Raw genomic sequence first — 24,993 nt, 5'->3', positions numbered from 1 at the left:
GGCGCTGGAGGCGCTGCACGCCCTCGAGGAGCTGGTCGTCGCCGAGGGCGTACGACAGGCGCAGGTAGCCGCTCGGGCCGAAGGCCTCGCCGGGAACCACGGCGACCTCGGCCTTCTCGAGGATCAGGTCGGCGAGCTCGAGCGAGGTCGTCGGCGTCACCCCGTCCCACGACCGGTTGAGAAGGCCCCGCACGTCGGGGTAGACGTAGAACGCGCCCAGCGGGTTCGGGACCTCGACGCCGTCGATCTTCGCCAGCTCCGACACGATCAGCTGACGGCGGCGGTCGAAGGCGAGACGGAACTGCTCGGCCTCGTCCTGCGGGCCGTTGAGCGCGGCCGCCGCGGCGATCTGGGCGACGTTGTTGACGTTGCTCGACAGGTGCGACTGCAGGTTGCCGGCGAGCTTCATGGCATCCGCAGGGCCCACCATCCAGCCCACGCGCCATCCGGTCATGGCGTAGGTCTTCGCGACGCCGTTGACGAGGATCGTCTGCTCGGCGAGCTCGGGCACGGCCTCGACGATCGAGACGGCCTTGACACCCTCGTACGTGAGGTTCTGGTAGATCTCGTCGGTGATGACCCAGATGCCGTGTTCAAGGGCCCAGCGCCCGATCTCGGCGGTCTCTTCGGGGGTGTACACCGAGCCGGTCGGGTTCGAGGGCGACACGAACACCAGCACCGTCGTCTTGTCGGTGCGGGCGGCCTCGAGCTGCGCGACGGTGACCTTGTAGTCCTGGTCGGCGCCGGCGAACACCTCGACGGGCGTGCCGTCGGCCAGCGCAATCGCTTCGGGGTAGGTCGTCCAGTACGGCGCGGGCAGCAGCACCTCGTCGCCGGGGTTCACCACGGTCTGGAACGCCTGGTACACCGACTGCTTGCCGCCGTTGGTCACGATGACCTGCGAGGGCGCGACCTCGAGGCCCGAGTCGCGCAGGGTCTTGGCCGCGATCGCCTCACGCAGCACCGGGAGGCCGGCGGCGGGGGTGTAGCGGTAGTTCTTGGGATCCTGCAGCGCCTTCGCGGCGGCATCCACGATGAACGACGGGGTGGCGAAGTCGGGCTCGCCGGCCGCGTACGAGATCACGGGGCGGCCGGCGGCCTGGAGGGCCTTCGCCTTGGCATCGACCTTGAGGGTCGCGGACTCGGCGATGGCGGAGAGCTTGCGAGAGAGCGGGGCGCGGGAAGTCACAAGGAGAGCCTAATGTTTTCGCGCTGGCGCGCCGAGGATCATGACGGCCAGGGCACCAGCACGAGGAGGGCGGGAACGAGCATCAGGATGCCGAGGCCCAGCGCCACGATCGACCACGCGCGTCGGCCCGCGCGGCGTGCGGCGACGATCAGGCCGATCACGGACAGCACAATGACGAGGAGCCCGTCGGCGAAGAGCAGCGGGAGCAGGATGATGCCCATCCACCAGATCGCGTTCATCTCGGGGACGAGGCCCACGACGTAGACGAACAGCGTCGGGATCACCAGGACGGCGGCGAGGATCACCGCGACGATGCCGAGGACGTCGGCGGGGCGCCGGGGGGAGGCGGGGGCAGTGGCCATGGGGTCACCGTAGCGCGCTCGCCGCGCGAGCGGTCGAGACGCCGGGCGGGCGGCGTCACGAGATGGTCACACGGGTCCGTTAGCGTTGCGGGGTGACAGCAGAGCCCCTGGCGCGGACGCGCCCTCATCGTCGTGCCGTCCTCGCGCTGTCCAAGCTCGGCCTCGCCACGCTGATCGTCGGGCTGGCGACCGGCCTCGCGGTGCTGCTGCTCGTGTGGATCGTGCACTCGATCGAGCACCTCGTGTGGGGTCACGAGGAGGGGCCGTTCCTCGACGGCCTCGCGCTGCCGTCGCCGTGGTGGCTGCCGATCGTCACCGTGGGTGGGGCGGGTGTCGTCGCCGCGCTCGGGTGGTATCTGCTGCGGCGATTCGGTCGCAAGCTCGCCACGGTCGAGCAGGGAGTCGACGGCGCCCGGATGCCGTGGTGGGAGACGCTCGCCGACACCGTCATCCAGGTGACCTCGGTGGCCCTCGGCGCCTCGATCGGCAAGGAGGTCGCGCCGCGCGAGCTCTCCGCGATGGCGGGCTCGAAGATCGTCGGCTGGTTCGGCCTCGACGCGCGGTGGCGGCGCATCCTCATCGCCTCGGCGGCGGGTGCCGGTCTCGCGGCGGTCTACAACGTCCCGCTCGCGGGTGCGCTGTTCGCGATCGAGATCCTGCTCGCGCAGTTCAGCGTCGGCGGCGCGGTCGTCGCCCTGACCGTCAGCGCGATCGCCACGCTCGTCGCGCGCCCCCTCGTCGGCGACGGTTCGCTCTACGAGGTGCCCGCGCTCGAGGTGAACGCCTCGCTCGTCGTGGCGGCCGTCCTCATCGGCCCGCTCATGGGCTGGGGCGCAACGAGCTTCGCGACCGTGACCAAGGCGCTCGGACGCTTCCGGCCGACGGGCTGGAAACTGCTCGTCGTCCTGCCCGTGACGTTCGCGGCCGTGGGGGTGCTCGGGGCGTTCTTCCCGCTGATCCTCGGCAACGGTCGCGCCCTGGCCACCGCGGGCTTCGACCTGTCGCAGCCCGCGCTCCTGCTGCTCCTGCTCGCTCTACTGAAGTACGTCGCGACGACGATCTCGCTGGGTTCGGGGGCGATCGGCGGCACGCTCCAGCCCTCCGTCGCGATCGGTGCGGCGCTGGGCGCGGCCGCGGCGGCCGGGTGGGCACTGATCTGGCCGGGCGCCGACGGCACGGCGCTCGCGATCGTCGCGGCGGCCGCGTTCCTGGCATCCAACATGCGGGCGCCCTTCACCGCGATCGCGTTGATCATCGAGTTCACCGACACGGGCTTCACCCTGCTGCTGCCGATCTTCCTCGCGGTGGCGGGGTCGCTCGCCGCCTCGCGGCTGAGCTCGCGCGCGGGGCTGCGGCGGTTCACGCCGATCGACCCGGCGCGTCCCTGATCGCTCGGTCGCGAGAGCCGGCTCAGACGAAGGCGGCCAGAGCGGCCTCGAGCGCGGCGGGATCGGCGCCGGACGCACTGTTGTCGAAGAGCACGTGGTGCGCGCCCCGCCACCGGCAGTCGGCGGCCTGCGCCGTGGCCCAGAACTCGTCCCAGTGGGCGAGCTTCCAGGCGTCGCGGCCGTAGCCGCGCGAATCGACGCGGTCCCGGACGAGGGCACCGTCGACCGTCACGTGCACCACGGTGATGACGACATCGGCGGGCCAGTCGTGCGCGGCTGCGGCGCGCTCGAGGTAGTCCTCTTCCGGGAAGTACCGCACGAAGGGGGCGTCGAGCACGACATCGTTGCCCAGGCGCAGGTTGTCGCCGGCGAGGCGGAGGAGCGTCGCGTACTCCAGCCCCATCACCACGTCCTGGTAGTAGGGGTTGTTGTCGCGTTCGTTCTTGTCGCTCCCCGCGGCCTCGAGGAGAGCCTCGGTGAAGGCGGTGGCGACGGAGTCCTTGTCGAGGTACGCGGCACCGATGCGGCGGGCGATGAGGGTGCTCACGGTCGACTTGCCGCTGCCGGCCGGGCCGATCACGAAGAACAGTCGTGCGGTCATGGGGTTCCTCCCGGAGGGCGGGGAGGACGAGAGGTCGTCCTCCCCGCGCGGAATCAGGATGCCGCGGCGGAGCGGTCCTTGACGAACAGTCCGTACGACAGGGCGCCGACCAGCAGCAGCACTCCGCCGATGAGGAACACCGTCGTGTAGTTGCCTCCCGTGGAGGTGAGGATCGCCCCGGTGACCACGGGGGCGACGGCCGCTCCGATGAATCCGCCGAAGTTCTGGATGGCGCCGAGAGAGGCGACCTGGTTCGACGGCGCGACGTCGGAGGCGAGGGTCCAGAGGCACCCGATCGGCACCTGCGAGGCGAAGTAGCCGACCGACAGCAGCACGATGGCGAGCGGGGTGCTGTCGACGTACGCGACGGGGAGCACCGCCGCGGCGGCGAGGATCGCCCCGCCGACGATCGGGATCTTGCGCGCGCGGACGGTGTTCACACCGCGGCGGACGAGCCGGTTCGAGAGCCAGCCGCCGAAGATCACGCCGATGATGCCGCAGAGGAACGGCAGCGACGCGAGCCACCCGCTCTGGGCGAGGCTGAAGCCGCGGGCGGTCTGCAGGTAGCTGGGGAGCCAGGTGAGGTAGACCCACACGGTGTAGAAGATGCCGAAGGCGCCGAGAACCATGAACCAGGTGTTCGACTGCAGCAGCAGGCGTCCCCAGCCGACCTTCTCGACCGATGCGGCGACGCGCGCCTCGGCCTCGGCGCCCTTGATGAGCGCCTGCTCCTTCAGGGTCGGGTCGCGGTAGATGCGCAGCCACACGAGGGCGACGACGATGCCGAAGGCTCCGACGATGATGAACATCCCGCGCCAGCTCATCGTCAGCAGAAGGAAGGTCAGCAGCGGCGGGGCGATCGCGTTGGCGATCTGCGAGCCCGTGTTGACGAGCGAGACCGGGAGCGCCCGCTCGGACTTGTTGAACCAGCGCTCGTTGACCTTCAGCGCCGAGGTGAAGAACGGCGACTCGGTGATGCCGAGGGCGACGCGGCAGGCGTAGAGCACGCCGAAGGAGTTCGCGGCCGCGGTCACGATCGACACGAGAGACCACGCGCCCGCGGCGAACGCGAACATCTTCTTGGGCCCGAACTTGTCGACGAGGTAACCGGCGGGGAGGTTCGCGATCGCGTACGGCCACGAGAACGCCGACAGCAGCAGACCCATCGCGAGCGGGTCGAGCCCGAACTCTCCGGCGATCGTGGTGTTCGCCACGCTGAGGGTCGATCGGTCGAGGTAGTTCACCACCCCGCCGAGGATCAGGAAGCCGACCAGGAACCATCGGATCCGGATCGTCTTCTTCTCGTCGCGCGTGAGCACCGGCGCGTCAGCCGTCGTCTCGCTCATGGTCCACTCCTTCGTGATCGGGTGACGGCGGACGTCGCGGTCCGCCGCGGGGGTCAGTGCGGCGTGCGGACGCTCGCCACGGCGGCGAGGAAGTCCGCCGCTGCTCGGGTGACGTCGGCCATGTCGCCGGTCGGGCGGGCGGCCTTCGTGATGGCGCTTCCGACGCCGACCGCGAGGGCCCCGGCGCCGAACCAGTCGCCGACGTTGTCGCGCGTGGCGCCGCCTGCCGGGAGGATCGGGGCGTGCGCGAGCGGCGCCATGACCGTGCGCAGGTAATCGGGGCCGGCGATCTCGGTCGGGAACAGTTTGACGATGTCGGCGCCGGCCTCCATGGTGGCGACGATCTCGGTGGGGGTGAACGCCCCGCTGATCGTGAGCGCCTGATACCGATTGGCCGCGCGGATCATGTCGGGGTTCAGGTTCGGGCTCACGAGCATGCGCGCGCCGGCCTGCACCGACGCGACCGCCATCTCGGCATCCAGAACCGTTCCGACGCCCACGGCGACGTGATCCCCGAACTCGTCGGCGAGGGTGCGCACGACCTCGAGCGCCCGCGGCACCGAGAGGGTGATCTCGAGGGCCCGGATGCCACCGGCGACGGCGGCGCGAGAGACGGCGAGCGCCTCGTCGGGGGAATCGAGGCGGACGATCAAAACCACGCCGGTGTCGACGACGGCGGAGAGGACTTCGTGCTTCTTTAACATCGTTGCACACGGTATCACGAAAATTCACACGGTAGAACACGATGTCTCATGTCCGCGGAGGCTTAGGCTCGGAGGGATGTCGACACCGCCACCCCTCATCCCGGAACAGCGTCAGCGCGAACTGATGCGTCTCCTGCGCGGAGCGGGGGCTCTCAGCATCCGTCACCTGGCCTCGTCGCTGGGGGTGTCGCACATGACCGTGCGACGCGACATCGCCGCGCTCGAGGACGAGGGTCTTGTGGATGCCGTGCAGGGCGGCGTGCGCCTTCGCGAACGCACCGGTGTGGAGCCCCCGCGCGAGCGGGGTTCTCGCGCGGTGCTCGAGCTCCCGCGCAAGGAGGCCGTCGCCCGTCGAGCCGCCGCGCTGATCACGGACGACATGACCGTCTTCATCGACGCGGGGACGACGTGTCAAGCGCTCGTTCCCCATCTGACGGCGCGGCGCGGACTGACCGTGGTGACCAACGACTTCTTCACCGTCTCGGCGCTGTACGCGCACCCCGCGATCGAGGTCATCCACACCGGAGGGGTCGTGGATGCCGCGAGCGGTTCGTCGAGCGGCGCCCTCGCCGCCGCCACCGTCTCGGCCATGACCCTCGACCTCGCGATCCTCAGCACCGGAACCTGGGACACCGCGCACGGGTTGACGACCCCCGAGCTCGACAAGGTCGTCTTGAAGCGAGCGGTTCTGGATGCCGCGACCTCGGGCGCCCTCGTCGCCGACAGCACGAAGTACGGCACCGCGGAGCGTTTCCGGGTCGTGCCCCTCGACGCGCTCGACGTCATCGTGAGCGACGCCGAGCTGCCCGAGAGTGCGGCGGCGGCGATCGCCGAGATGGGCGTCGAGCTGTGGACCGCGGAGGACTGAGGAGACACCGGGTCACGAAGCGCGTGTCGCTTCATCGTCGCACCTAGGCTCGACGGGTGATCGAGTGGATTCTGACCGAGTGGACGCAGATCCTCGGTTTCGCGACGGGCGCCGCGTGTGTGCTGCTGGCCGCACGGAGGAACGTGTGGACGTACCCGATCGGGATCGCGAACAACCTCGTGTTCCTCATGGTGTTCGTGCCGGCCGGACTCTACGCCAGCGCCGCCCTGCAGGTGGTCTACCTCGTGCTCGGTGTGCACGGGTGGTGGCGCTGGACGCGCGGGGTCGAACACGACCGAGAGTACGTCGCCCGGACACCCCTGCGCGCCGTGCCCTGGCTCATCGTCGCCGCGGTGGCGGGGACGGCCCTGCTGACCTGGGTGCTCGCCACCTTCACCGATTCGCAGGTCGCCCTGGCGGATGCCGCGACCACCTCGGCGAGCCTCGTCGCGCAGTACATGCTCAACCGCAAGTGGATCGAGAACTGGTTCGTGTGGATCGGTGTGGACGTCGCCTTCGTGGCGCTCTCGATCGCCACCGGACTGTGGATCATCGCCGCGCTGTACGCCCTGTTCATCGGGCTGTGCGTGAGCGGGCTGTGGTCGTGGCGCCGTGTGCAGAGCGAGTCGTCGGATGCCGTGCCCGCGGCGGACGCCCGTGCCTGAGCGCCGCTACCGCCACGGCGTGGTCGTCGGCAAGTTCTACCCCCTCCACGTCGGGCACGCACACCTCATCCGCTCGGCCGTGCGCGCGTGCGAGAAGGTCACGGTCGAGGTGATCGCGGCATCCGTCGAGTCGATCCCCCTCGACAGGCGGGCCGCGTGGGTGCGCGCGGACCACCCGACGGTGCGCGTGGTCGATCTTCTCGATGACACCCCGGTCGACTTCGCCTCCGACACGGCGTGGGACGCGCACACCGCGACCATCGCGGGGCTTCTCGACGAACCGGTCGACGTCGTCTTCACCTCCGACGAGTACGGGGCGGAACTCGCGCGCCGCCTCGGCGCGGACTGGGTGCAGATCGACCCCGGTCGACGCATCAACCCCGTCTCGGGAACGGCCATCCGCGGTGACCTCGACGCCCACTGGCACGAGCTCTCGCCGACGGTGCGCGCGGACCTCGCCGCGCGCGTGGTCGTGCTCGGCGCTGAGTCGACGGGCTCGACGACGCTCGCCGAGGCGCTCGCCGCCGAGCTCGGCACGCTCTGGGTGCCGGAGTACGGTCGCGAGCTGAGTGAGACCCGCGAGGGCGGGCTCGAGGCCCCCTGGCGCAGCGACGAGTTCGACCTCGTCGTCGACCGGCAGATCGTCTGGGAACAGGATGCCGCTCGCCGGGCGCCGCGTCCCGTGCTGGTCTGCGACACCGACGTGCTCGCCACCGCCCTGTGGCACGAGCGGTACGTGGGCACGCCCGCACCGCGCATCTTCGCGCGGGCCGCGGCGCACCGCCCGGCGCTGTACGTCCTCACGGGAGACGAGATCCCCTTCGTTCAGGACGGGATGCGCGACGGCGAACACATCCGCGCCGATATGCAGGAACGATTCCGCGAGGTGCTCGCGGCGCAACCGGTGCCGTGGCTCGAGGTGCGAGGGACGGTCGCCGAGCGGGTGGCATCCGCCCTCCCCGCCATCCGTCGAGCGGTGGCCGAAGCGACCTCGTTCGCCGCTCCCATGGAGGGTCGACCGCACGCCGAGCAAGAGGAGCTCCGGCGGCGGGCCGGCGGTTAGGCTGGCGCGATGGCGGACCGCTGGCACAAGCTCTCGCAGGCACCCACCACGGCGGGAACGGGGGAGGGGACGGCCTCGATGACGGCCGCCGACCTGTTCCGTGACACCGCCGAGACGGTCGCGGTGCCGCTCGACGAGAAGCTCCGCCAGACCTACTACTGGATCGTCAACCGCGCGGTGATCTCGCCGTACTACGACGTCGAGTTCTCGTCTGGCGCGCCGCTCGCCTACGCCCTCGGCGACGCGGGCGCCGAGCTGACCCTGCCGAGCGAGGCGTCGTTCTCGTCCAACGTCCTCCTTCCGCTGTTGAGCTTCGCGGTCGGGGGCAAGTGCCTACTCGTCGGCGGTCCGGGGCGCGGCAAGACGACCGTCGCGGTGCTCATGGGCGTCCTCGCCGGCTCCACGCCCGACGACGTGCGCCGCGGGGTGCAGCAGGGACAGCCGCAGCTCACGATCAGCGACCTCGTCGGCATCCCTCTTCCCCGGGACCTCATGAACGCCGCGAGTCTCGCCGAGGTCGGCGTCGCGTGGCGCGATTGGCTGTCGCGGCCGGTCAAGATCGTCGACGAGTACAATCGCATCCCCACGAAGACGCAGTCGGCGCTGCTGACGATGGTCGCCGAGGGGTACGTCGAGAGCCACGACCAGCTCAGGAAGACGGCGCCTGTGTCGGGGGTCGAGAGCTGGTTCTTCACAGCGAACGACGACGCCGGTGGGGGGACGTTCCCGGTCATCCAGGCGCTCCGCGACCGCATGGACGTCACGGTGCCCGCGGCCGGGTTCAACAGCCGTTTCCTCGACGAGCTGATCACGCGCGTCGAAGCCGGCGAGAAGCCCGAGGAGCACGTCCCCGCCGAGCTCGTCTTCGCGCCCGAGGAGCAGACCGCGATGCGGGCGGCGATCCGCGCGGTGCCCGTGCCCGTCGAGGTACGGCGGCGACTGGAGTTCTTCCTCAGTCACTTCGAGTTCGTGCAGGGCGGCGGGCGACGCTTCGAGTACCGCACGAAGGACACCGTCACGACCGCCGGTGGAAAGGTCGCCGAGACGATCGAGGCGAACTCGGGAGCCGACCTCATGGCCGACCTCGGCGCGCAGACGCTGAACGGGCTGTCGGTGCGCGCGTTGCAGACCCTCATCGTGTACGCCAAGGCCGTCGCGTGGTTCCGCGGGCGCGACGAGGTCTCGATCGCCGACGTCGCGGCGATGGTGCCCTTCGTGCTGCGGGGCAAGCTGCTGCCGAACCCCACGCACCCGCGGTTCGACGTCGGCGTCGAGCGCGAGCTGTCGACCGACCTCATGAGCTGGCTGAGCGATCTGTTCGCCGAGTCGTGCCGGCAGTACGACGCGCTCGGACGCGGACGTCAGGATCCGGTCGGAGAGCTTCTCGCGCAACTGGATGCCGGACTCGACGGGGTCTCCGCCGTCGAGGCCTCGCGGCGCCTGACGGCGGTCGAGGCGCGCCTGCGCGCCGCGTCGACCTCGGGCAAGCTGTACGGCCGCGACTTCGACGACCTGACCGCGCTCAAGTACCTGCACCAGCGGTACACCGCCTACCTCCGCTGGGTCGAGGGGCGGGCGTGATCCGTCGCCCCGGGCATCTCGCCGACACCGAGCCGCCGACCGGGGTGCCGACCGACGTCCCGGGGCTCGACTTCGAGCGCGCGGGGATCAACGTCGAGTCGGCGGGCGGGTCCGCCGAGCGGTTCTGGCACGGGCTCGCCGCCGGGCAGGCGATGCTGCCGGTCGATGGGCCGAGCGATCTCGTCGTCGCCCTCGCGGGGATCGCGGGCTGGCGTGCCGGGGTGCTGGGCCTCCGCGACGACGCCCTCGCTCACCTCCCCGAGGTCCCGCCGGCCGCGGCCGCGGCCGCGCTGGGTATCGCCGAGGGCGAGCTCAGCGCGTTCGCCGAGCGCCAGCGCACCGACCGCTTCTGGTGGCCGGGTCGCGCGGGCCAGCGCGGGTACGTGTGTGCGGTCGGCGGCTTCGCCGGGCTCGGGGGTGCGTGGACCGCCCCGCCCACCGACCCGAGACCGCTGCACGACGACGGCGCTTTCGCCGTGCGCGCGGGGGAGCGCTGGTGGCGCGTCGACGCCGATGTGTGGGGCTCGCGACTCGTCGCGCTCGAGGGGGAGCCGCTGACGGCGCTCGGACGGGGCGCGGGGCCCACGGCATCCCTCCTCACCTTCGCCGAGTCGTACCTCGCGTGGATCTACGTCGCGGAGCCCGCGTGACGGGGCCTCGCGTGAAGACGGCCGCGCTCGAGGGGGACGTCCGCCGCGCGTGGGAGAGCGCGCAGGAGCTCTGGGGCGTGCACATGCACGACGCCGAGCTGCAGCCCGGAGCGGGACGCCGACACGGGGCCCCGGCATGGTTCAGCTTTCCCCCGGCGATCGTCGTCGACCCGCGCATGGTGGCCGAGCTCGGCGGCGCGGGCGAGATGGAGAGCGTCTTCGCGCACGAGCTCGGTCACCACGCCCTCGCCCCCGGGACGCGTCTGGATTCGCTGAAGATCCGCCACCAGCTGGCGCGGACTCTCGTCGCGGCGGGAGCGAGCTCGGTGCGAGACGACGATGTCGCGATGCTGTCGAACCTGTGGACCGACCTGCTCGTCAACGCCCGGGTGGCCCTGCTGCAGCGGCGGCGCGACGGAGCGGGTGAGCCGGGCATCGTGCGGCTGTCGCGAGCGCTCTACCGCGCCTCACGCGACACCGGCGGTCGGCTCTGGTGGGTGTACCTGCGGACGTACGAGCTGCTGTGGAATCTGCCGGGTGGGACGCTGTGCGCGATCGATCCGCCGCCGGCTCCTCCGCCGCGGGCAGCCACCGAGCACCGCGAGAAGGAGAAGAGCCGAGGGAGCTATCGCGGCCGCGAGGATCGGATGCGCGAGGCCCGCGCCGAGGCCGAACAGGCGGCGCGCGAGCTCGCGGAAGCCACCATCACCCGACCCGGCCTGGACGCCGACACGCTGGCCGAGCTCGTGCGCACGTTCGCCGGTGATGCCGTCTCGGGCGCCCTGCGCTTCGGGGTGCTGATGGCGCCCTATGTCGTCGCGGAGCGCGCGTCCGGGGCAGGGATGCCGGGAGGCGCGTGTTCCGCCGACGGGGCTCCCCCGGGCGCGGCCGAGCTCGGTCGCGTCCTGGCGGATCGCCGTCTCCAGGCACCTCTCCCTGTGCCGACCGGACGTGGGCCGGGCACGGCACGGTCCGCGGGGAACGGGTCGGGACAGGCGCTCGGCATCGCGGAGACCCTCGAGCTGTACGCGGGCGCGGACCAGGATGCCGTGATCGCGGCGTGGTACCGCTCCGAGGCCGCGCGATGGGTGCGTCCCTTCACGCAGCGCGCACCGTCGACGCCGGCCGAAGAACTGCCCGGCCCCGTCGAGACGTGGGAGACCGGCGACGACCTGGCCGATCTCGACTGGCCCGCGACCCTGCGCGCCGGGGGCGTCATCGTCCCCGGCATCACGACCCGTCGGCGCTCCTTCCTCGCCGACGAGCCGGTGCCGCGCGAGGCGAGCATCACGCTGGACCTGTACATCGACTCGTCCGGATCGATGCCGAACCCTCGATCGGGGTCACCCGCTGTGCTGGCGGGCACGATCCTGGCGCTGTCGATCCTGCGGGGCGGCGGCCGGGTCCGCATGGCGAGCTTCTCGGGCCCCGGGCAGGTCGCCGGCAGCGAGGACTTCACGCACGACCCGGTCCGCGTCGTTCGCGACCTCGCCCACTTCTTCGGCGGCGGGACGACCTTCCCGCTCGACCTGCTCGAGCGCCGCGCCGCGGGGCGGGGATCGGCGAGCGCCGAGGATCGTCGCCATCTCGTCGTGCTCTCGGACGACGGCCTGGTGTCGATGTTCGGGGCGGGCGATCCCGACCGAGCCGGGGTGGCGGCCCAGGTGCGGTCCACGCTGTCGACCGGCACGCTCGTCGTCCTCGACCGGTCGCGGCAGGTGGAGCCGCTCGCGCGGGCCGCCGGCTACGAGACGCTGTATCTCGAGACGATGGACGACGCCCCCGCGGCGTGCGCGACCCTGGCGGAGGTGCTCAATGGCTGACGCCGACGAACTCCTGAAGGTCTGGGCGAGCATGGCCCCGCCCGAGGGTGAGACCTGGTCGCTCGCGCGCCCCGGGCCCGCGCTCGACGCGGTCGCCGCACGGTTGTCGAGTGTGCCGCGGTCGTTCCTCGACGACGACGTGTCGATCAGGGCGCTGTCGGGCGACATCGCGGGTGCCGAGTGCGCTTCTGCGGCCTACGCCGACGATGCCCGGGTGCGCCGCGGCGCGGCGATCGGGCTCTGGCTCCTCGCGAGCGAGGAGATCGTCGAGCCCTTCCGCCCGACCCTCGCCGGGCCGTGGGCGCTCCGCGCCGTCGACTCCCTCGGGCTCCGGGTCGCACCGGTCGTCGATCCGCTCGACTGGCTCGCCGACGACGAACGCCGGGAGGAAGCGGCACGCACCTTCCTGCTGTGGGCCGGGTTCGTCCCCGCGGGAGAGGATCGCGCGACCGCGCAAGCGCTCTGGCAGGCGCGCGACTCGCTCCGGCGCAGCAGCGCGCTCGCCGAGGCCTACGCCGCGTACGAGCACCGCGAAGAGATCGCGCGGCGGCTCGCCGAGGCCCGGGCGAGGGAGGCGGCGGCGAGGTACTCCAGTGAGTGAGCCCCGCGGCCTTCCGACTGCCTCCGAAACGGTGGCGGGGAGTGACAGCGGAGACCCGTCCCGCGGCATCGGCGGCGTGCCGAAGGTGCCGGCACCTGCCCCGATGGCCCCGGCGCGGAGCGACGGCGGTGGGCGGCAGTCGGGGACGGCGCCCGACCCCGACGATCCGCTCGCGCTCGGCGAGTACCGCCCGGGCTCCGCGGCGGTGCTCACGGATGCCGAGCGCTGGCCGACCCTCGACGCCCCCGCCGCGGAACGCCTCCGCCGCTGGCGCACCCACCCCTCCGCGCCCGCCTGGGTGCACGCGACCGGCGACCGGCTCACCGCCGAGGCGATCGAGCGCACGCGTACGCCGCTTCCGCTCGAGGGCTGGCTCGACGAGCACCTCGCGACGGCGCGGAAGCTCCCGTTCTATCGGGGGCACACGGGGCTGCGCACCCTCGCGGACTTCCCCTCGATCGCCCGCGCCGATCTCGCGGCCGACGTCTCGGCGTTCGTGCCGCTCGACGCCGACCTCGACCGCATGCTGCACGGCACGAGCTCGGGCTCGACGGGAGCTGCGCTCGTCATCCCCGACGACGTCGAAGAGGTCGCCCGGGGCTTCCACCTCCTCGTCGATCTCGCCCGCCGTGCGGGTGTCGAGTGGACCCCGGATGCCGAGCGCCTCGCGCTCGTCTGGGTGCTGCAGCAGCGCCAGGCGTTCACCTACATCTCGCTGATCAGCGGCTTCGCCCACCGGGCGATGGCGCGCGTGAACCTCGACGCGCGCGCCTGGCGCGCGGCATCCGATCGCTCCCGATTCCTCGCGGACGCGAACCCGCAGGTGATCTCGGGCAACCCGACGAGCCTCGCCGAGCTGCTGAGCGACGATCTGCGCGAGGTGCTGCGGCCGCTCGCCCTGTTCTCGGGCGCGATGGCGTTGTCGCGGCCCCTGCGTGCCGAGCTCGAGACCGCGTTCGCGTGCCCGGTCATCGACGTCTACGGCCTCCACGAGACGCGACCGATCGCCGCGCGCACCGACGACGGGCCGTTCCGGGTGCTGGACCGGCGCGTGCTCGTCGAGATCCTGGATGCCGCGGGCGACCCGGTGCCCGAAGGCGAGATGGGCGAGATCACGGTGACGGCGGGCGAGAACCCGCTGCTCCCGCTCGTACGGTATCGCACGGGCGACGTGGGGCGTCTCGTGCGATTCCCCGATGGTGCGGTCGGGATCGCCGATCTCGAGGGGCGCGAGCACACCGAGTTCGTCACCGGTTCCGGCGTGCGCGTTCCCTCGGTCGATCTCACCCAGCAGCTGCAGAGCCACGGCGCGCTCGGCTGGTCGGTCGTGCAAAGCGCCGGGGGCCCGGTCGAGGTGACGGTGGTCGGTGGTGACGCCGCGCGGATCCGTGAGGCTCTCGTCGTGCTGCTCGCGCAGCCGGTCGAGGTCGCGCGCGTGGACCGCCTCATCGACCTCGGCGAGGGCAAGCCCCGACGCTTCCGCTCCGCGGCGACGGCGTGACACGAGCCCCCTCCCGAGACGGGGAGGGGGCTCGCGGCTCCGGCCGGCGTCAGTCGAGGTACTTCGCGTATGCTGGCAGGGTGAGGAACGCCGGGAACTCCGGACGCAAAGCCACCTCGCGGAACACCGCGGCGGCGTCGTCGAAGCGGTCGCCGTCGGTGCGCGGCACCTCGGCCAGCACCTCGTCGAGCAGGCCCTCGACGAAGGACCGGGTGATCGTGTCACCCTCGGCGGTCTCGCGGTCCTGGTGGATCCACTGCCAGATCTGTGAGCGCGAGATCTCGGCGGTCGCGGCATCCTCCATGAGGTCGTCGATCGCCACGGCGCCGAGGCCCCGCAGCCACGCCTCGATGTAGCGGATCGCCACCGAGACGTTGCCGCGCACGCCCGCCGTCGTCACGGGGAGGCCGATCCGCAGGTCGAGCAGGTCGGCGGGATCGACCGCCACCTCCTCGCGCGTACGGTGCAGCTGGTTCTCGCGCTCTTCGAGCACGGCGTCGAACTCGGCGCGCGCCACCGGGATGAGGTCGGGGTGTGCCACCCACGTGCCGTCGAAACCGTCACCGGCCTCGCGGCGCTTGTCGGCGGCGACCTTCTCGAACGCCGCCTCGGTCACCTCGGGCTTGCGGCGGTTGGGGATGAACGCGCTCATCCCGCCGATCGCGTACGCGCCCCGCTTGTGGCAGGTCCGCACGAGCAGCTCGGTGTAGGCCCGCATGAACGGCACCGTCATGGTGACCTCGCTGCGGTCGGGGAGCACGAACCGCGCCCCGCGCCCGCGGTAGGTCTTGATGATCGAGAAGATGTAGTCCCAGCGCCCGGCGTTCAGCCCCGCGCAGTGGTCGCGGAGGGCGAAGAGGATCTCCTCCATCTCGAACGCCGCGGGCAGCGTCTCGATCAGCACGGTCGCACGGATCGTGCCGTGCGCGAGACCCAGACGCTCCTCGGTGAACGAGAACACGTCATCCCACAGTCGTGCCTCCTCGGCCGACTCGATCTTCGGCAGGTAGAAGTACGGCCCGCGGCCCGCGGCGATCAGCGCGTGCGCGTTGTGGAACACGTACAGCCCGTAGTCGACGAGGGATCCGGATGCCGACAGCTCGCGGCCCGACCGGTCGATGAACGTCACGTGCTTCTCGGGCAGGTGCCAACCGCGCGGGCGCATCACGATCGTCGGGGTGCGCTCGGCGGTGACCTCGTAGCGCTTGCCCTCGGGGCTCGTGAACGACAGCTGCCCGCGGATCGCGTCGAACAGCGAGAGCTGTCCGCCGATGACGTTCCGCCAGGTGGGGGAGGTGGCATCCTCCTGGTCGGCCAGCCACACCCGCGCACCGGAGTTCAACGCGTTGATGGTCATCTTCGGGTCGGTGGGTCCGGTGATCTCGACGCGGCGGTCTTCGAGGCCCGGGCCCGCGCCGGCCACACGCCACGATGGGTCGTCGCGGATGTGCGCGGTGTCAGCGCGGAAGTGCGGGTCGTCGCCCGTGCCGATCTCGAAGCGCCGGCGCTCGCGCGCGGCTAGGCGGTCGTGCCGGCGCCGCGCGAAGCGGTCGTGGAGCTCGGCGACGAAGGCGATCGCCGCGGGGGTGAGGATCTCGGCATCCCGTCCTTCGAGGGGGCGCTCGAGGCGCAGGTGCGGGATGGATGCCGGAGCGCTCGGCATCCGGGATCCGTCGGTGCTCGCGCGGGTCGGGGTGGGCGGGGGAGAGGTGATGAGGGTCATGGTCGTGGCTTTCTGTGTCGGTGGCGTCCCCTGGCGGCTCGCGGCCGCGAAGTGTTGAGTGTCCAGAACACGCCGTAACAGAGGGGTGGATTACGGCGTGTCTTGGACACTCGACGGGGGTGGGACGGAGAACAGGGGGTCAGTGGAACTGGGCCGTCTCGGTGGAGCCGGCGAGGGCGAGAGTGGCGCTGTCGGGGTTGAGCGCGGTCGAGACGACGTCGAAGTAGCCGGTGCCCGCTTCGCGCTGGTGGCGCGTCGCGGTGTAGCCGTCGGCTTCGGCGGCGAATTCGGCCTCCTGCAGTTCGACGTACGCGCTCATGGCGCGCTCGGCGTAACCGCGGGCGAGGTCGAACATCGAGTGGTTCACGGCGTGGAAGCCGGCCAGGGTGATGAACTGGAAGGCGTAGCCCATCGCCGCGAGTTCCGCCTGGAACGTCGCGATCTGCGCGTCGTCGAGGTGGCGCTTCCAGTTGAAGCTCGGCGAGCAGTTGTACGCGAGCTTCTTGCCCGGGAAGCGGGCGTGGATCGCCTCGGCGAAGCGGCGGGCGAGCTCGATATCGGGCTCCCCGGTCTCGACCCACAGCAGGTCGGCATAGGGGGCGAACGCGAGGCCGCGCGCGATCACGGCATCCAGACCAGGGCGCACCCGGTAGAAGCCCTCGCTCGTGCGCTCGCCGGTGAGGAATTCGCGGTCGCGCTCGTCGATGTCGCTCGTGAGCAGGTCGGCGGCCAGCGCGTCGGTGCGCGCGATGATCACCGTCGGCACGCCCGCGACGTCGGCTGCGAGGCGCGAGGCGTTGAGGGTCCGGATGTGCTGCTGGATCGGCACGAGCACCTTTCCGCCGAGGTGACCGCACTTCTTCTCGCTCGCGAGCTGGTCTTCCCAATGGATGCCGGCGGCCCCCGCCTGGATCAGCGACTGCGCGAGCTCGTAGGCGTTCAGGGGTCCGCCGAAGCCGGCCTCGGCGTCGGCGACGATCGGGGCGAGCCAGTCCTGGGTGATCTCCCCCTCGGCGCGCTCGATCTGGTCCTGGCGGAGCAGCGCGTTGTTGATGCGCCGGACGACCGCGGGCACGCTGTTGGCGGGGTACAGGCTCTGGTCGGGGTAGGTCTGACCGGCGAGGTTGCCGTCGGCGGCGACCTGCCACCCGGAGAGGTAGATCGCCTTCAGGCCCGCGCGGACCTGTTGCACGGCCTGCCCGCCTGTGTAAGCGCCGAGGGCTCGCACGTACTCCTCGGTGTGCAGGAGGTTCCAGAGGTTCTCCGCTCCGCGGCGGGCGAGCGTCGACTCCTCGCGGACGCTGCCGCGCAGGCGGACGACGTCGTCGGCCGAGAACGTGCGCTCGATGCCGTCCCAGCGGGGGTCGGCATCCCAAGCGGCACGGAGCTCGGCGGCGGTCTCGGTCTGGTCGCCGGGGCGGAGCGGCGGCTGCGCGGGGGTGGCCTGGATCGTCATGAGCTTCTCCTTCGGATGTGGGGCTTCGGTGCCCGTGACGACCACTGTGGGCGAAGAACAACCCCGGTTTTCGACATTCGCGTTGTGAAGATCGCGCGATCTTCCGCTTCTGTGAGAACCTGCCGGTATGGACACCGGCGTCTCGATTCCCGCGGCATCCCTCCCGCTCGACGATGAGGGAGTGGACACGCTCACCATCGGCCGACGCATCCGACAACTGCGCACCGCGCGCGGCATGACGCTCGACGACCTCGCCGGAGCGGTCGGTCGCGCGCCCAGTCAGATGTCGATGATCGAGAACGGTCGCCGTGAGGCGAAGCTCACGCTGCTGCAGGCGATCGCGCGGGCACTGGAGTGCAAGCTCGATCAGATCCTGGATGCCGAGCCCCTCGACGCCCGCGCCACTCTCGAGCTCTCGGTGGAGCGGGCGATGCGCGGGCAGACCTTCCAAGCGCTCGGGATCGCGCCGTTCCGCGTGGGGCGGTCGGTGCCGGACGAGGCGCTCGCCGCGATGCTCGCTCTCCAGGCCGAGATCGAGCGCCTCCGGGAGGAGCGGTCGGCGACGCCCGAGGAGGCCCGACGCGCGAACGTCGCCCTCCGTCGCCTCATGCGCACGCAGGACAACCATTTCCCGGAGCTCGAGCGCGTGGCATCCGGAATCCTCGAAGCGGTGGAGCATCCCGGCGGGCCCCTCACGCAGCGCGGGGCGAGCGACATCGCCGCGCACCTCGGCTTCACGCTGCACTACGTGCCCGACCTGCCGTCGTCGACGCGCAGCATCGCCGACGTGAAGAACGGCCGGCTGTACCTGTCGACGAAGGTCGCGAAGGGCGATCCGCGCGCGGCGGTGCTGCAGGCGCTGTCGAGCCGGATCCTCGGGCACGGCGAGCCGACGAGCTACGACGAGTTCCTCCGTCAGCGCGTCGAGACGAACTACCTCACCGGCGCACTCCTGATGCCCGAGGCGCACGTGGTCGCCGCGCTTCGCGAGGCCAAGGAGCGGCGCACGATCAGCATCGAGGACCTCCGCGACGCCTACTCAGTGTCGTACGAGACGGCCGCGCACCGCTTCACGAATCTCGCGACGGTGCATCTCGGCATCCCGGTGCACTTCCTCAAGGTGCACGAGTCGGGGACGATCACGAAGGCGTACGAGAACGATGACGTGAATTTCCCCACCGATCGCCTCGGGTCGATCGAGGGGCAGATGTGCTGCCGTCGGTGGACGAGTCGCGTGGTGTTCGAGGAGGACGACCTCTTCAACCCGTACTACCAGTACACCGACACGGGCAACGGGACGTATTGGTGCACCGCGCGCGTGGAGCAGTCGAGCGAGGGCGCGCACTCGGTGAGTGTGGGCGTGCGCTTCGACGACACGCGGTGGTTCCGGGGTCGGGATACGCCCAATCGCGGTGTGTCGCGGCACGCGGTCGAGACGTGCTGCCGCCGCCCTCCCGCCGACCTCGAGGCCACGTGGCGCGGGCAGGCGTGGCCGAACGTCCGCACGCCGCGGACGCTGCTCGCGACCCTGCCGACGGGGGCGTTCCCGGGCGTCGACACGACGGAGATGTACGAGTTCCTGCAGGCGCACGCGCCGGCGGACTGACGGCGGGCGGCAGCGGCGCGGTCCCGGGGCGTGCCGTCGGGCGGAGTTCGTGGGTAGGGGGGGGTGGGGGTGTGCCGTCGGGCGGAGTTCGTGGGGTCCGGGGGTGGTCGGGGGTGTGCCGTCGGGCGGAGTTCGTGGGTGACACGCCGGTTCGGGATGCCGGTGGCCCGGCGTGTCGGGTCGGGACTCCGCGTGACGGTCCGGGTGCGCGGCTCGGGCTGGTAATGGCCGGTGGACGGGGGCGTGCCGTCGGGCGGAGTCCGTGGGCGACACGCCGGATCGGGATGCCGGTGGCCCGGCGTGTTGGCTCTGGACTCCGCGTGACGGTCCGGGTGCGCGGCTCGGGCTGGTTGTGGCGGGTGGACGGGGGTGTGCCGTCGGGCGGAGTTCGTGGGCCCGGGGGTGGTCGGGGGTGTGCCGTCGGGCGGAGTTCGTGGGCGACACGCCGGATCGGGATGCCGGTGTCCCGGCGTGTTGGCTCTGGACTCCGCGTGACGGTCCGGGAACGAACCCGGCCACCACACCGAGGCCCCACGTCGAGGCCCATGGGTTGACGAGAAACCTGACATGTGTAAGGTTTTTGAGCAGCGAGCTCCACATCCCCCCGGAGCGCTTTCGATGAGGAGAGCAGTCATGAAGCACACCCTCGCGGCATCCACCGCGATCGTCGGACTCGTCCTGGGCGGTTTCGCCGCGGCATCCCCTGCCGTCGCCGCGCCGCCCTCCGCCGCGACCGAGAAGCCCGGACCCCCGGGTCATGCCGGACCGCCCGCGCACGCCGGCCCCGGCGCGCGCGACCTCGAGCGCTACGCCGCAGACACCTGGGCATCTCTCGCGGCGATGGCCCACGAGAACACCGGCCTGCCCGACGACAACATCGGTGGCGCGCTCGATGAGTCCACGGCATCCGGATACACCTCGCCCACCAACATCGGCGGCTACCTCTGGTCGACCGTGACCGCGCGCGACCTCGCGATCATCAGCGCCGACGAGGCGCGCGAGCGCCTCACCGCCACCGTCGCGACGCTCGAGACGATGGAGCGCAACGAGGGCAGCGGCATGTATTACAACTGGTACGCCCCCGACACCGGCGCGAAGCTCGAGGTCTTCCCGACGTCGGGCGAGGTCATCCACCCGTTCCTCAGTACGGTCGACAACGGCTGGCTCGCGGCGGGCCTGCGGATCGTTCGCGAGGCGGAGCCGACGCTCGCGGACCGCGCCGACGCGCTGTACGAGTCGATGGACTTCTCGGCCTTCTTCGACACCGCGGGGGCTGCGGGCCTGCCGGCCGGAACGAACCGTGGCGGCTTCTGGGAGGCCCCTCCCGGTGACGGCTGCGCGGTCGAGGCGCCGATGTACAACGGCAGCGGCGAGACGGCGTTCTACACGTGCCACCACTACGACACGACGGTGAGCGAGAGTCGCATCGCGACCTACCTCGGCATCGCGGAGGGCTCCATCCCGGCATCCGGTCTGTACGGCACGCACCGCACGATGCCCGCGGGCTGCGACTGGGCGTGGCAGGAGCAGCTGCCCACCGGCGACACCCGCACCTACGACGGTGTCGATGTCTTCGAGGGCGTCTATTCCTATGACGGCATGAGTTTCGTCCCGAGCTGGGGAGGCAGCATGTTCGAGGCGCTCATGCCCGATCTGCTCATCCCCGAAGCTGAGTGGGGCCCGCGCTCGTGGGGCGTCAACCACCCGATCACCGTCGAGGTGCAGAAGCGTCACGGCCTCGACGAGGCCGGCTACGGGTACTGGGGCTTCTCGCCCGCCAGCAACCCGTTCGGCGGGTATGCCGAATACGGCGTCGACATCGCCGGCATCCGCTCCGACGGGTACACCTCGGATGCCGAGAAGACCGACGTCGACGTCGACCGCCCCGGCTGCTCGGAGGGCACGAACCCGAACCCGACGTTCGGCGATGGTGTCGTCACGCCGCACGCCGCGTTCCTCGCCCTGCCCTACGACCGCGCCGGTGTGCTGAAGAACCTGCGCGGCCTCGAGAAGAAGCTCGGCGCCTATGGCCCCGGCGGTTTCTACGACGCGGTCGCGGTGAAGAGCGGCACGGTCGCCGAGCGGTACCTGTCGCTGGATCAGTCGATGATCATGGCGGCGATCGGCAACGCGCTGACGGGCGGCTCGCTGAAGGACTACATGGTCGATGACAGGATGGAGCAGAACCTCCGGCCCGCCATCGAGCAGCAGGTCTTCGGCTCGTCGTGGGGCGCTTCGCGTCCCTGACGGCTCGATCGCTCGATGCCCGGTGCCTCGCGGAGGTGCCGGGCATCGGTGTGCCCGGGGCGGGGGAGAGGATGCCGATGACCGACGCACCCCCTCCCCGCGCGCGCCGCGGCAGTTACGCCAAGGGGCAGCAGACGCGGCAGCGCATCGTCGATGAAGCCGTCGTGGTCTTCGGGCGGTCGGGTGTCACGGCCGGTTCGCTCCGTGAGGTCGCCACGCGCGTCGGCCTCACCCCCGCGGGCCTCATGCATCACTTCGCCTCCAAGGAGGAGCTGTTTGCCGAGGTGCTGCGCCAGCGTGACGAGCGCGTCCGCGCGGCGGCCGGCGATCCGCACGAGCACACCCTCGTCGAGCAGATGCAGAAGGTCGTCGCGCACAACGCGACCACTCGCGGCCTCACCTCGCTCTACACCCTGGTCGTCGCCGAGGCGGGGGACCCCGCGCATCCCTCGCACGCGGCCTTCGCTGCGCGGTACCGACACGGTGCCGAGACCGCCGCCGAGCTGCTGCGCGCGGGACAGGCCGCCGGCGAGGTGCGCGCCGACATCGACCCCGAGCATGCCGCGCGGTTGCTGAGCGCGGTGATGGACGGCCTGCAGCAGCAGTGGCTCCTCGACGAGTCGGTCGACATGCCGGCGCTGTTCGCCGAGTTCGTGCGGGGTTATCTGCGGCCTCGGGCTTGAACTCTGGCATCCGGTGTTCCGTCGCACCTCCGTGTCCGGGTGAGTCGGTGCGCGTCGGGGTGTCGGGGGCGGGCCGTCGGGCGGAGTTCGTGGCGACACGCGGCGTCTGGATGCCGCTGGCTCGGCGTGTCGCGGAAGAACTCCGCGTGACGGTACGGGGGCGGGGCGGGCGGTGGCGGTCCGGATGGGTAGGGGGCGGCGCACCGGGCGGGCCGTCAGGCGGAGTTCGGGATGACACGCGGGTTGTGGATGCCGCTGGCTCGGCGTGTCGCGGAAGAACTCCGCGTGACGGTACGGGGGCGTGCGGCGTGGACTCTGCGGGCCGGTACGCGTGGGGCGGGCGGGCCGATACCGGGCGGGGCACGGACTCCGCGGGACGGTGCGGGCGGCGGGGCACGGACTCCGCGCGACGGTGCGGGTGGCGCGGCGCGGACTCCGCGCGACGGTGAGTGCCGCGCGGTGGGGAACGCCGCGTGAGGCGACACGCCGCTCGGGCGTGAGAGAGAAGACCGGTTACGACCGCGCGCGGTGCAGGCCGCGATCGACGTGGGCGCGGATCGCGAGCTCGACCGTCGGCCAATCGTGCACGACCATCGCGTAGTCGAAGCGCAGGGTGACGAATCCCCACGCGGCGGCGTGGGCGTCGCGCACGAGGTCGCGGTGCCTGTGGTCGGGGGCGGCGTGGTTCTCGGCGCCGTCGACCTCGACGATCAGGCGCTCGCCGATGAGAAGGTCGACGCGTCCCACGGAGACGACGCCCTGCTGCGTCCGCACGTCGATTCCCCAGTGGCGCAAGCGCCACCGGACCAGGGTCTCGAGTCCGCTCTCGGCGTCACGTCGGGCGAAGGCGATCGCCTCGCGACCCGCGGCGTTCGTGTGAGCTTCGAGCCAGGTGAGATCGGCATCCTGGATCTTGTTCTGGTGGAGTGCCGATTCGAGGGCGACCAGGAACTCCTCGACCCCGCGGCACCGGAGTACCTGCCGGAGGGTCTGCGCCACCGCGGGGAGGCCGAAGGCGTCGACGGTGTCACGGTCCCAGTGCGAGACCTCTCCGTTTGCGCGTCGATGTCCGCGCGGCTTCAGTCCGACGTGCAAGGGTTCGGGGTCGGCCAGGATCCACAGGCCATGGTGTCGCGCAGCGCTGACGCACGCGGGCGGTCCCCCGAGGAGCGCCGCGCGGATCACGGGCTCGCAGGCGTCGGCATCCGCATACACTCCGCGTCGCAGGCGGACGAGGGACCCCGCCCGCAGCGCGCGGTCGATCGCGCGGCGCGTCATGCCCGTGGCGAGCAGCTCTGCCCGGGTGCGGACGGATGACGTGTGGCACATCGTCCGAGGATGGCCGAAGCGGCCCGCCGCTCGGGGCGGTCCTGCCCCGACTTGTGGATGGATCGACAGGTTGATCGTCTGGGGAGGAGGCGTCGCCGCTCCCCCGAGGTGTGCCGTCAGGCGGAGTGCGGCCCTGACACGCCGCTACGGCGCGCGGCGAAACGGCGTGTCGACCCCGAACTCCGCCTGACGGCGCGGCGGCGCCACGGCCCGCGACGACGCGCGCGAGCGGCCGACCCCGTACCGACCCGGGTTGCACCCCCGAAGGTTATGCGCTTAAACTCAACCACGACGCACGGAAGGAGCACCCGACGACGGGTGCCTGTTCGAGGAGGAACACGATGAAGAAGACCCGATGGAGCGCCGTGGCCGTGATCGCCGCCGCGGCGATCGCCCTCACCGGCTGTGGGCGCACCTCCGACACCGGTTCCGGTCCGAGCGAGGCGGGCACGATCGGTGACGCCAAGGCCGAGGGCACGCTCACGATGTGGGCGATGGGCGCCGAGGGCGAGGCGCTGCCCGAGTTCGTGAAGACCTTCGAAGAGGCCAACCCCGGTGTGACCGTCGACGTCACGCCCGTTCCGTGGGATGCGGCCTACAGCAAGTTCCAGACCGCGATCGCCGGCGGTAACACCCCCGACCTCGCGATGGTCGGGTCGACGTGGATGGCCGACTTCGGCGACGCGCTGCAGACGGTGCCGACCGACCTCTCCACCGACGGCATCTTCCCCGGTGCGATCGACTCGACGATGATCGACGACCGCGCGACGGGCGTGCCGTGGTACGTCGACACCCGCGTGCTCTACTACCGCACCGACATCGCCGCTCAGGCCGGCTGGAACCAGGCGCCCACCACGTGGGACGAGCTGAAGCAGATGGCCGCCGACATGCAGTCCAAGGGCGGGGCCGACTACGGCATCCGCCTCCCCGCCGGCAACGATTCGTTCCAGGGGAACCTCTGGATGCCGTGGTCGAACGGTGCCGAGCTCGAGAACGACTCGAAGTGGACCCTCGACACCCCCGAGACCGTCGAGGCGCTCGACTACTACCAGAGCTTCTACACCGACGGCATCGCCAACCCCGCCGCCGACCGCTCGGCCGGCGCGCAGGAGGCGGACTTCGTCTCGGGCAACACGCCGATGTTCATCGACGGGCCGGCGTTCATCGGTCTGCTCAACGACCTGGGCGGCGAAGGCTTCGGCGACAAGATCTCGACGGCCGTGCTGCCCGCGAAGAAGTCGTCCACCTCGTTCAGCGGCGGTGCCAACCTCGCCGTGTTCGACAACTCGAAGAACGCCGCCAGCGCCTGGAAGCTCGTGCAGTGGCTGACCGAGCCCGAGACGCAGGCTGCCTGGTACGAGGCGACCGGTGACCTCCCGGCCGTCCAGGATGCCTGGAAGTCCGACGCCCTGGCCTCGTCGAAGACCCTCGCGGCCTTCGGTACGCAGCTCGAGACCGCCAAGTCGGTGCCCGCCGTCACGACCTGGGTGCAGGTCGCCGCGGCCGGTGACGCGATGCTCGAGAAGATCCGCCTCGGCCAGCAGTCGCCGGCCGACGGTCTCAAGGAGCTCCAGGCCACCGCCGACCAGCTGGGCCTGGGCTGAGAT

At 71.4% G+C, this 24,993-nt stretch carries 21 protein-coding genes; 13 read left to right on the top strand and 8 right to left on the bottom strand.

The features are described from left to right. Both P2P98_RS01705 and P2P98_RS01700 read right to left on the bottom strand, forming a co-directional pair. The coding region (locus P2P98_RS01705; RefSeq protein ID WP_275796577.1) for a pyridoxal phosphate-dependent aminotransferase at positions 1-1,189 on the bottom strand (1,189 nt) is incomplete at its 3' end. A gap of 38 nt (positions 1,190-1,227) precedes the next feature. After that, positions 1,228-1,551, bottom strand: coding sequence for a hypothetical protein (locus tag P2P98_RS01700; RefSeq protein ID WP_275796575.1), 324 nt, complete (start codon positions 1,549-1,551; stop codon positions 1,228-1,230). 92 nt (positions 1,552-1,643) lie between these two features. Between P2P98_RS01700 and P2P98_RS01695 the strand changes: the two genes are divergently transcribed. Beyond that, entirely contained in the window at positions 1,644-2,939 is a 1,296-nt protein-coding gene (locus P2P98_RS01695) for a chloride channel protein (protein ID WP_275796573.1), read from the top strand. Positions 2,940-2,961: 22 nt separating this feature from the next. Here P2P98_RS01695 and P2P98_RS01690 read toward each other — a convergent pair whose 3' ends face one another. The 3 genes from P2P98_RS01690 to P2P98_RS01680 are packed head-to-tail and all read right to left on the bottom strand — an operon-like array spanning position 2,962 to position 5,590. Then, complete coding sequence (locus tag P2P98_RS01690) at positions 2,962-3,540, bottom strand: AAA family ATPase (RefSeq protein ID WP_275796571.1); 579 nt, start codon at positions 3,538-3,540, stop codon at positions 2,962-2,964. Positions 3,541-3,593: 53 nt separating this feature from the next. Continuing rightward, the gene (locus P2P98_RS01685) at positions 3,594-4,886 is read right to left on the bottom strand and encodes an MFS transporter (protein ID WP_275796569.1); all 1,293 of its coding nucleotides are present in this window, start codon (positions 4,884-4,886) and stop codon (positions 3,594-3,596) included. 53 nt (positions 4,887-4,939) lie between these two features. Continuing rightward, positions 4,940-5,590, bottom strand: coding sequence for a hypothetical protein (locus P2P98_RS01680; RefSeq protein WP_275796567.1), 651 nt, complete (start codon positions 5,588-5,590; stop codon positions 4,940-4,942). A gap of 76 nt (positions 5,591-5,666) precedes the next feature. Between P2P98_RS01680 and P2P98_RS01675 the strand changes: the two genes are divergently transcribed. From P2P98_RS01675 to P2P98_RS01640, 8 genes are read left to right on the top strand one after another with little or no spacing between them, the layout of a single operon-like run. After that, on the top strand, positions 5,667-6,458 hold the full coding sequence (locus tag P2P98_RS01675) for a DeoR/GlpR family DNA-binding transcription regulator (RefSeq protein WP_275796566.1): 792 nt from the start codon (positions 5,667-5,669) through the stop codon (positions 6,456-6,458). A 56-nt stretch (positions 6,459-6,514) separates the two neighbouring features. Beyond that, positions 6,515-7,123 carry a nicotinamide riboside transporter PnuC gene (pnuC, locus tag P2P98_RS01670; protein WP_275796565.1) on the top strand — a complete coding sequence of 203 codons (609 nt, stop codon included), beginning with the start codon at positions 6,515-6,517 and terminating at the stop codon, positions 7,121-7,123. Further along, positions 7,116-8,186 (top strand): AAA family ATPase, encoded by a 1,071-nt coding sequence (locus P2P98_RS01665; protein WP_275796563.1) that lies wholly within the window; start codon positions 7,116-7,118, stop codon positions 8,184-8,186. Before pnuC ends, P2P98_RS01665 begins: the two co-directional genes overlap by 8 nt. 9 nt (positions 8,187-8,195) lie before the next feature. Continuing rightward, entirely contained in the window at positions 8,196-9,767 is a 1,572-nt protein-coding gene (locus P2P98_RS01660) for a MoxR family ATPase (protein ID WP_275796561.1), read from the top strand. Further along, positions 9,764-10,417: a potassium transporter Kef gene (locus P2P98_RS01655; RefSeq protein WP_275796559.1), complete on the top strand. Its 654-nt coding sequence runs from the start codon at positions 9,764-9,766 to the stop codon at positions 10,415-10,417. The genes P2P98_RS01660 and P2P98_RS01655 overlap by 4 nt, the downstream gene beginning before the upstream one ends. After that, positions 10,414-12,240, top strand: coding sequence for a VWA domain-containing protein (locus tag P2P98_RS01650; protein WP_275796557.1), 1,827 nt, complete (start codon positions 10,414-10,416; stop codon positions 12,238-12,240). The genes P2P98_RS01655 and P2P98_RS01650 overlap by 4 nt, the downstream gene beginning before the upstream one ends. Beyond that, positions 12,233-12,841: a phosphohydrolase gene (locus P2P98_RS01645; RefSeq protein ID WP_275796555.1), complete on the top strand. Its 609-nt coding sequence runs from the start codon at positions 12,233-12,235 to the stop codon at positions 12,839-12,841. Before P2P98_RS01650 ends, P2P98_RS01645 begins: the two co-directional genes overlap by 8 nt. Further along, the gene (locus P2P98_RS01640; RefSeq protein WP_275796553.1) at positions 12,834-14,342 is read left to right on the top strand and encodes an AMP-binding protein; all 1,509 of its coding nucleotides are present in this window, start codon (positions 12,834-12,836) and stop codon (positions 14,340-14,342) included. Before P2P98_RS01645 ends, P2P98_RS01640 begins: the two co-directional genes overlap by 8 nt. A 49-nt stretch (positions 14,343-14,391) precedes the next feature. Here P2P98_RS01640 and aceB read toward each other — a convergent pair whose 3' ends face one another. Together aceB and aceA are read right to left on the bottom strand one after the other, a co-directional pair. Beyond that, positions 14,392-16,065 (bottom strand): malate synthase A, encoded by a 1,674-nt coding sequence (aceB, locus tag P2P98_RS01635; RefSeq protein WP_275796551.1) that lies wholly within the window; start codon positions 16,063-16,065, stop codon positions 14,392-14,394. A 139-nt stretch (positions 16,066-16,204) separates the two neighbouring features. Further along, on the bottom strand, positions 16,205-17,521 hold the full coding sequence (aceA, locus tag P2P98_RS01630) for an isocitrate lyase (protein WP_275796549.1): 1,317 nt from the start codon (positions 17,519-17,521) through the stop codon (positions 16,205-16,207). Positions 17,522-17,648: 127 nt separating this feature from the next. Between aceA and P2P98_RS01625 the strand changes: the two genes are divergently transcribed. The 3 genes from P2P98_RS01625 (at position 17,649) to P2P98_RS01615 (ending at position 22,057) form a co-directional block, all read left to right on the top strand. Further along, a complete protein-coding gene (locus P2P98_RS01625; protein WP_275796547.1) occupies positions 17,649-19,127 on the top strand; it encodes a helix-turn-helix transcriptional regulator in 1,479 nt (492 codons plus the stop codon). A 633-nt stretch (positions 19,128-19,760) separates the two neighbouring features. Beyond that, entirely contained in the window at positions 19,761-21,374 is a 1,614-nt protein-coding gene (locus P2P98_RS01620) for a glucoamylase family protein (RefSeq protein ID WP_275796546.1), read from the top strand. 77 nt (positions 21,375-21,451) lie between these two features. Continuing rightward, positions 21,452-22,057 (top strand): TetR/AcrR family transcriptional regulator, encoded by a 606-nt coding sequence (locus P2P98_RS01615; RefSeq protein ID WP_275796544.1) that lies wholly within the window; start codon positions 21,452-21,454, stop codon positions 22,055-22,057. Between the two features lie 513 nt (positions 22,058-22,570). Here the strand turns inward: P2P98_RS01615 and P2P98_RS01610 are convergent. Beyond that, positions 22,571-23,386 (bottom strand): type IV toxin-antitoxin system AbiEi family antitoxin domain-containing protein, encoded by an 816-nt coding sequence (locus tag P2P98_RS01610; protein WP_275796542.1) that lies wholly within the window; start codon positions 23,384-23,386, stop codon positions 22,571-22,573. Positions 23,387-23,727: 341 nt separating this feature from the next. Here P2P98_RS01610 and P2P98_RS01605 point away from each other — a divergent pair, with 341 nt between their 5' ends. Then, positions 23,728-24,990 carry a sugar ABC transporter substrate-binding protein gene (locus tag P2P98_RS01605; protein WP_275796540.1) on the top strand — a complete coding sequence of 421 codons (1,263 nt, stop codon included), beginning with the start codon at positions 23,728-23,730 and terminating at the stop codon, positions 24,988-24,990. Positions 24,991-24,993: the final 3 nt, after the last annotated feature.

This window comes from Microbacterium sp. Kw_RZR3, from assembly GCF_029222405.1.
GTDB lineage: Bacteria > Actinomycetota > Actinomycetes > Actinomycetales > Microbacteriaceae > Microbacterium.
The sequence above is the reverse complement of the archived record's forward strand: the minus strand, read 5'-3'. Positions and strand labels throughout refer to the sequence as shown.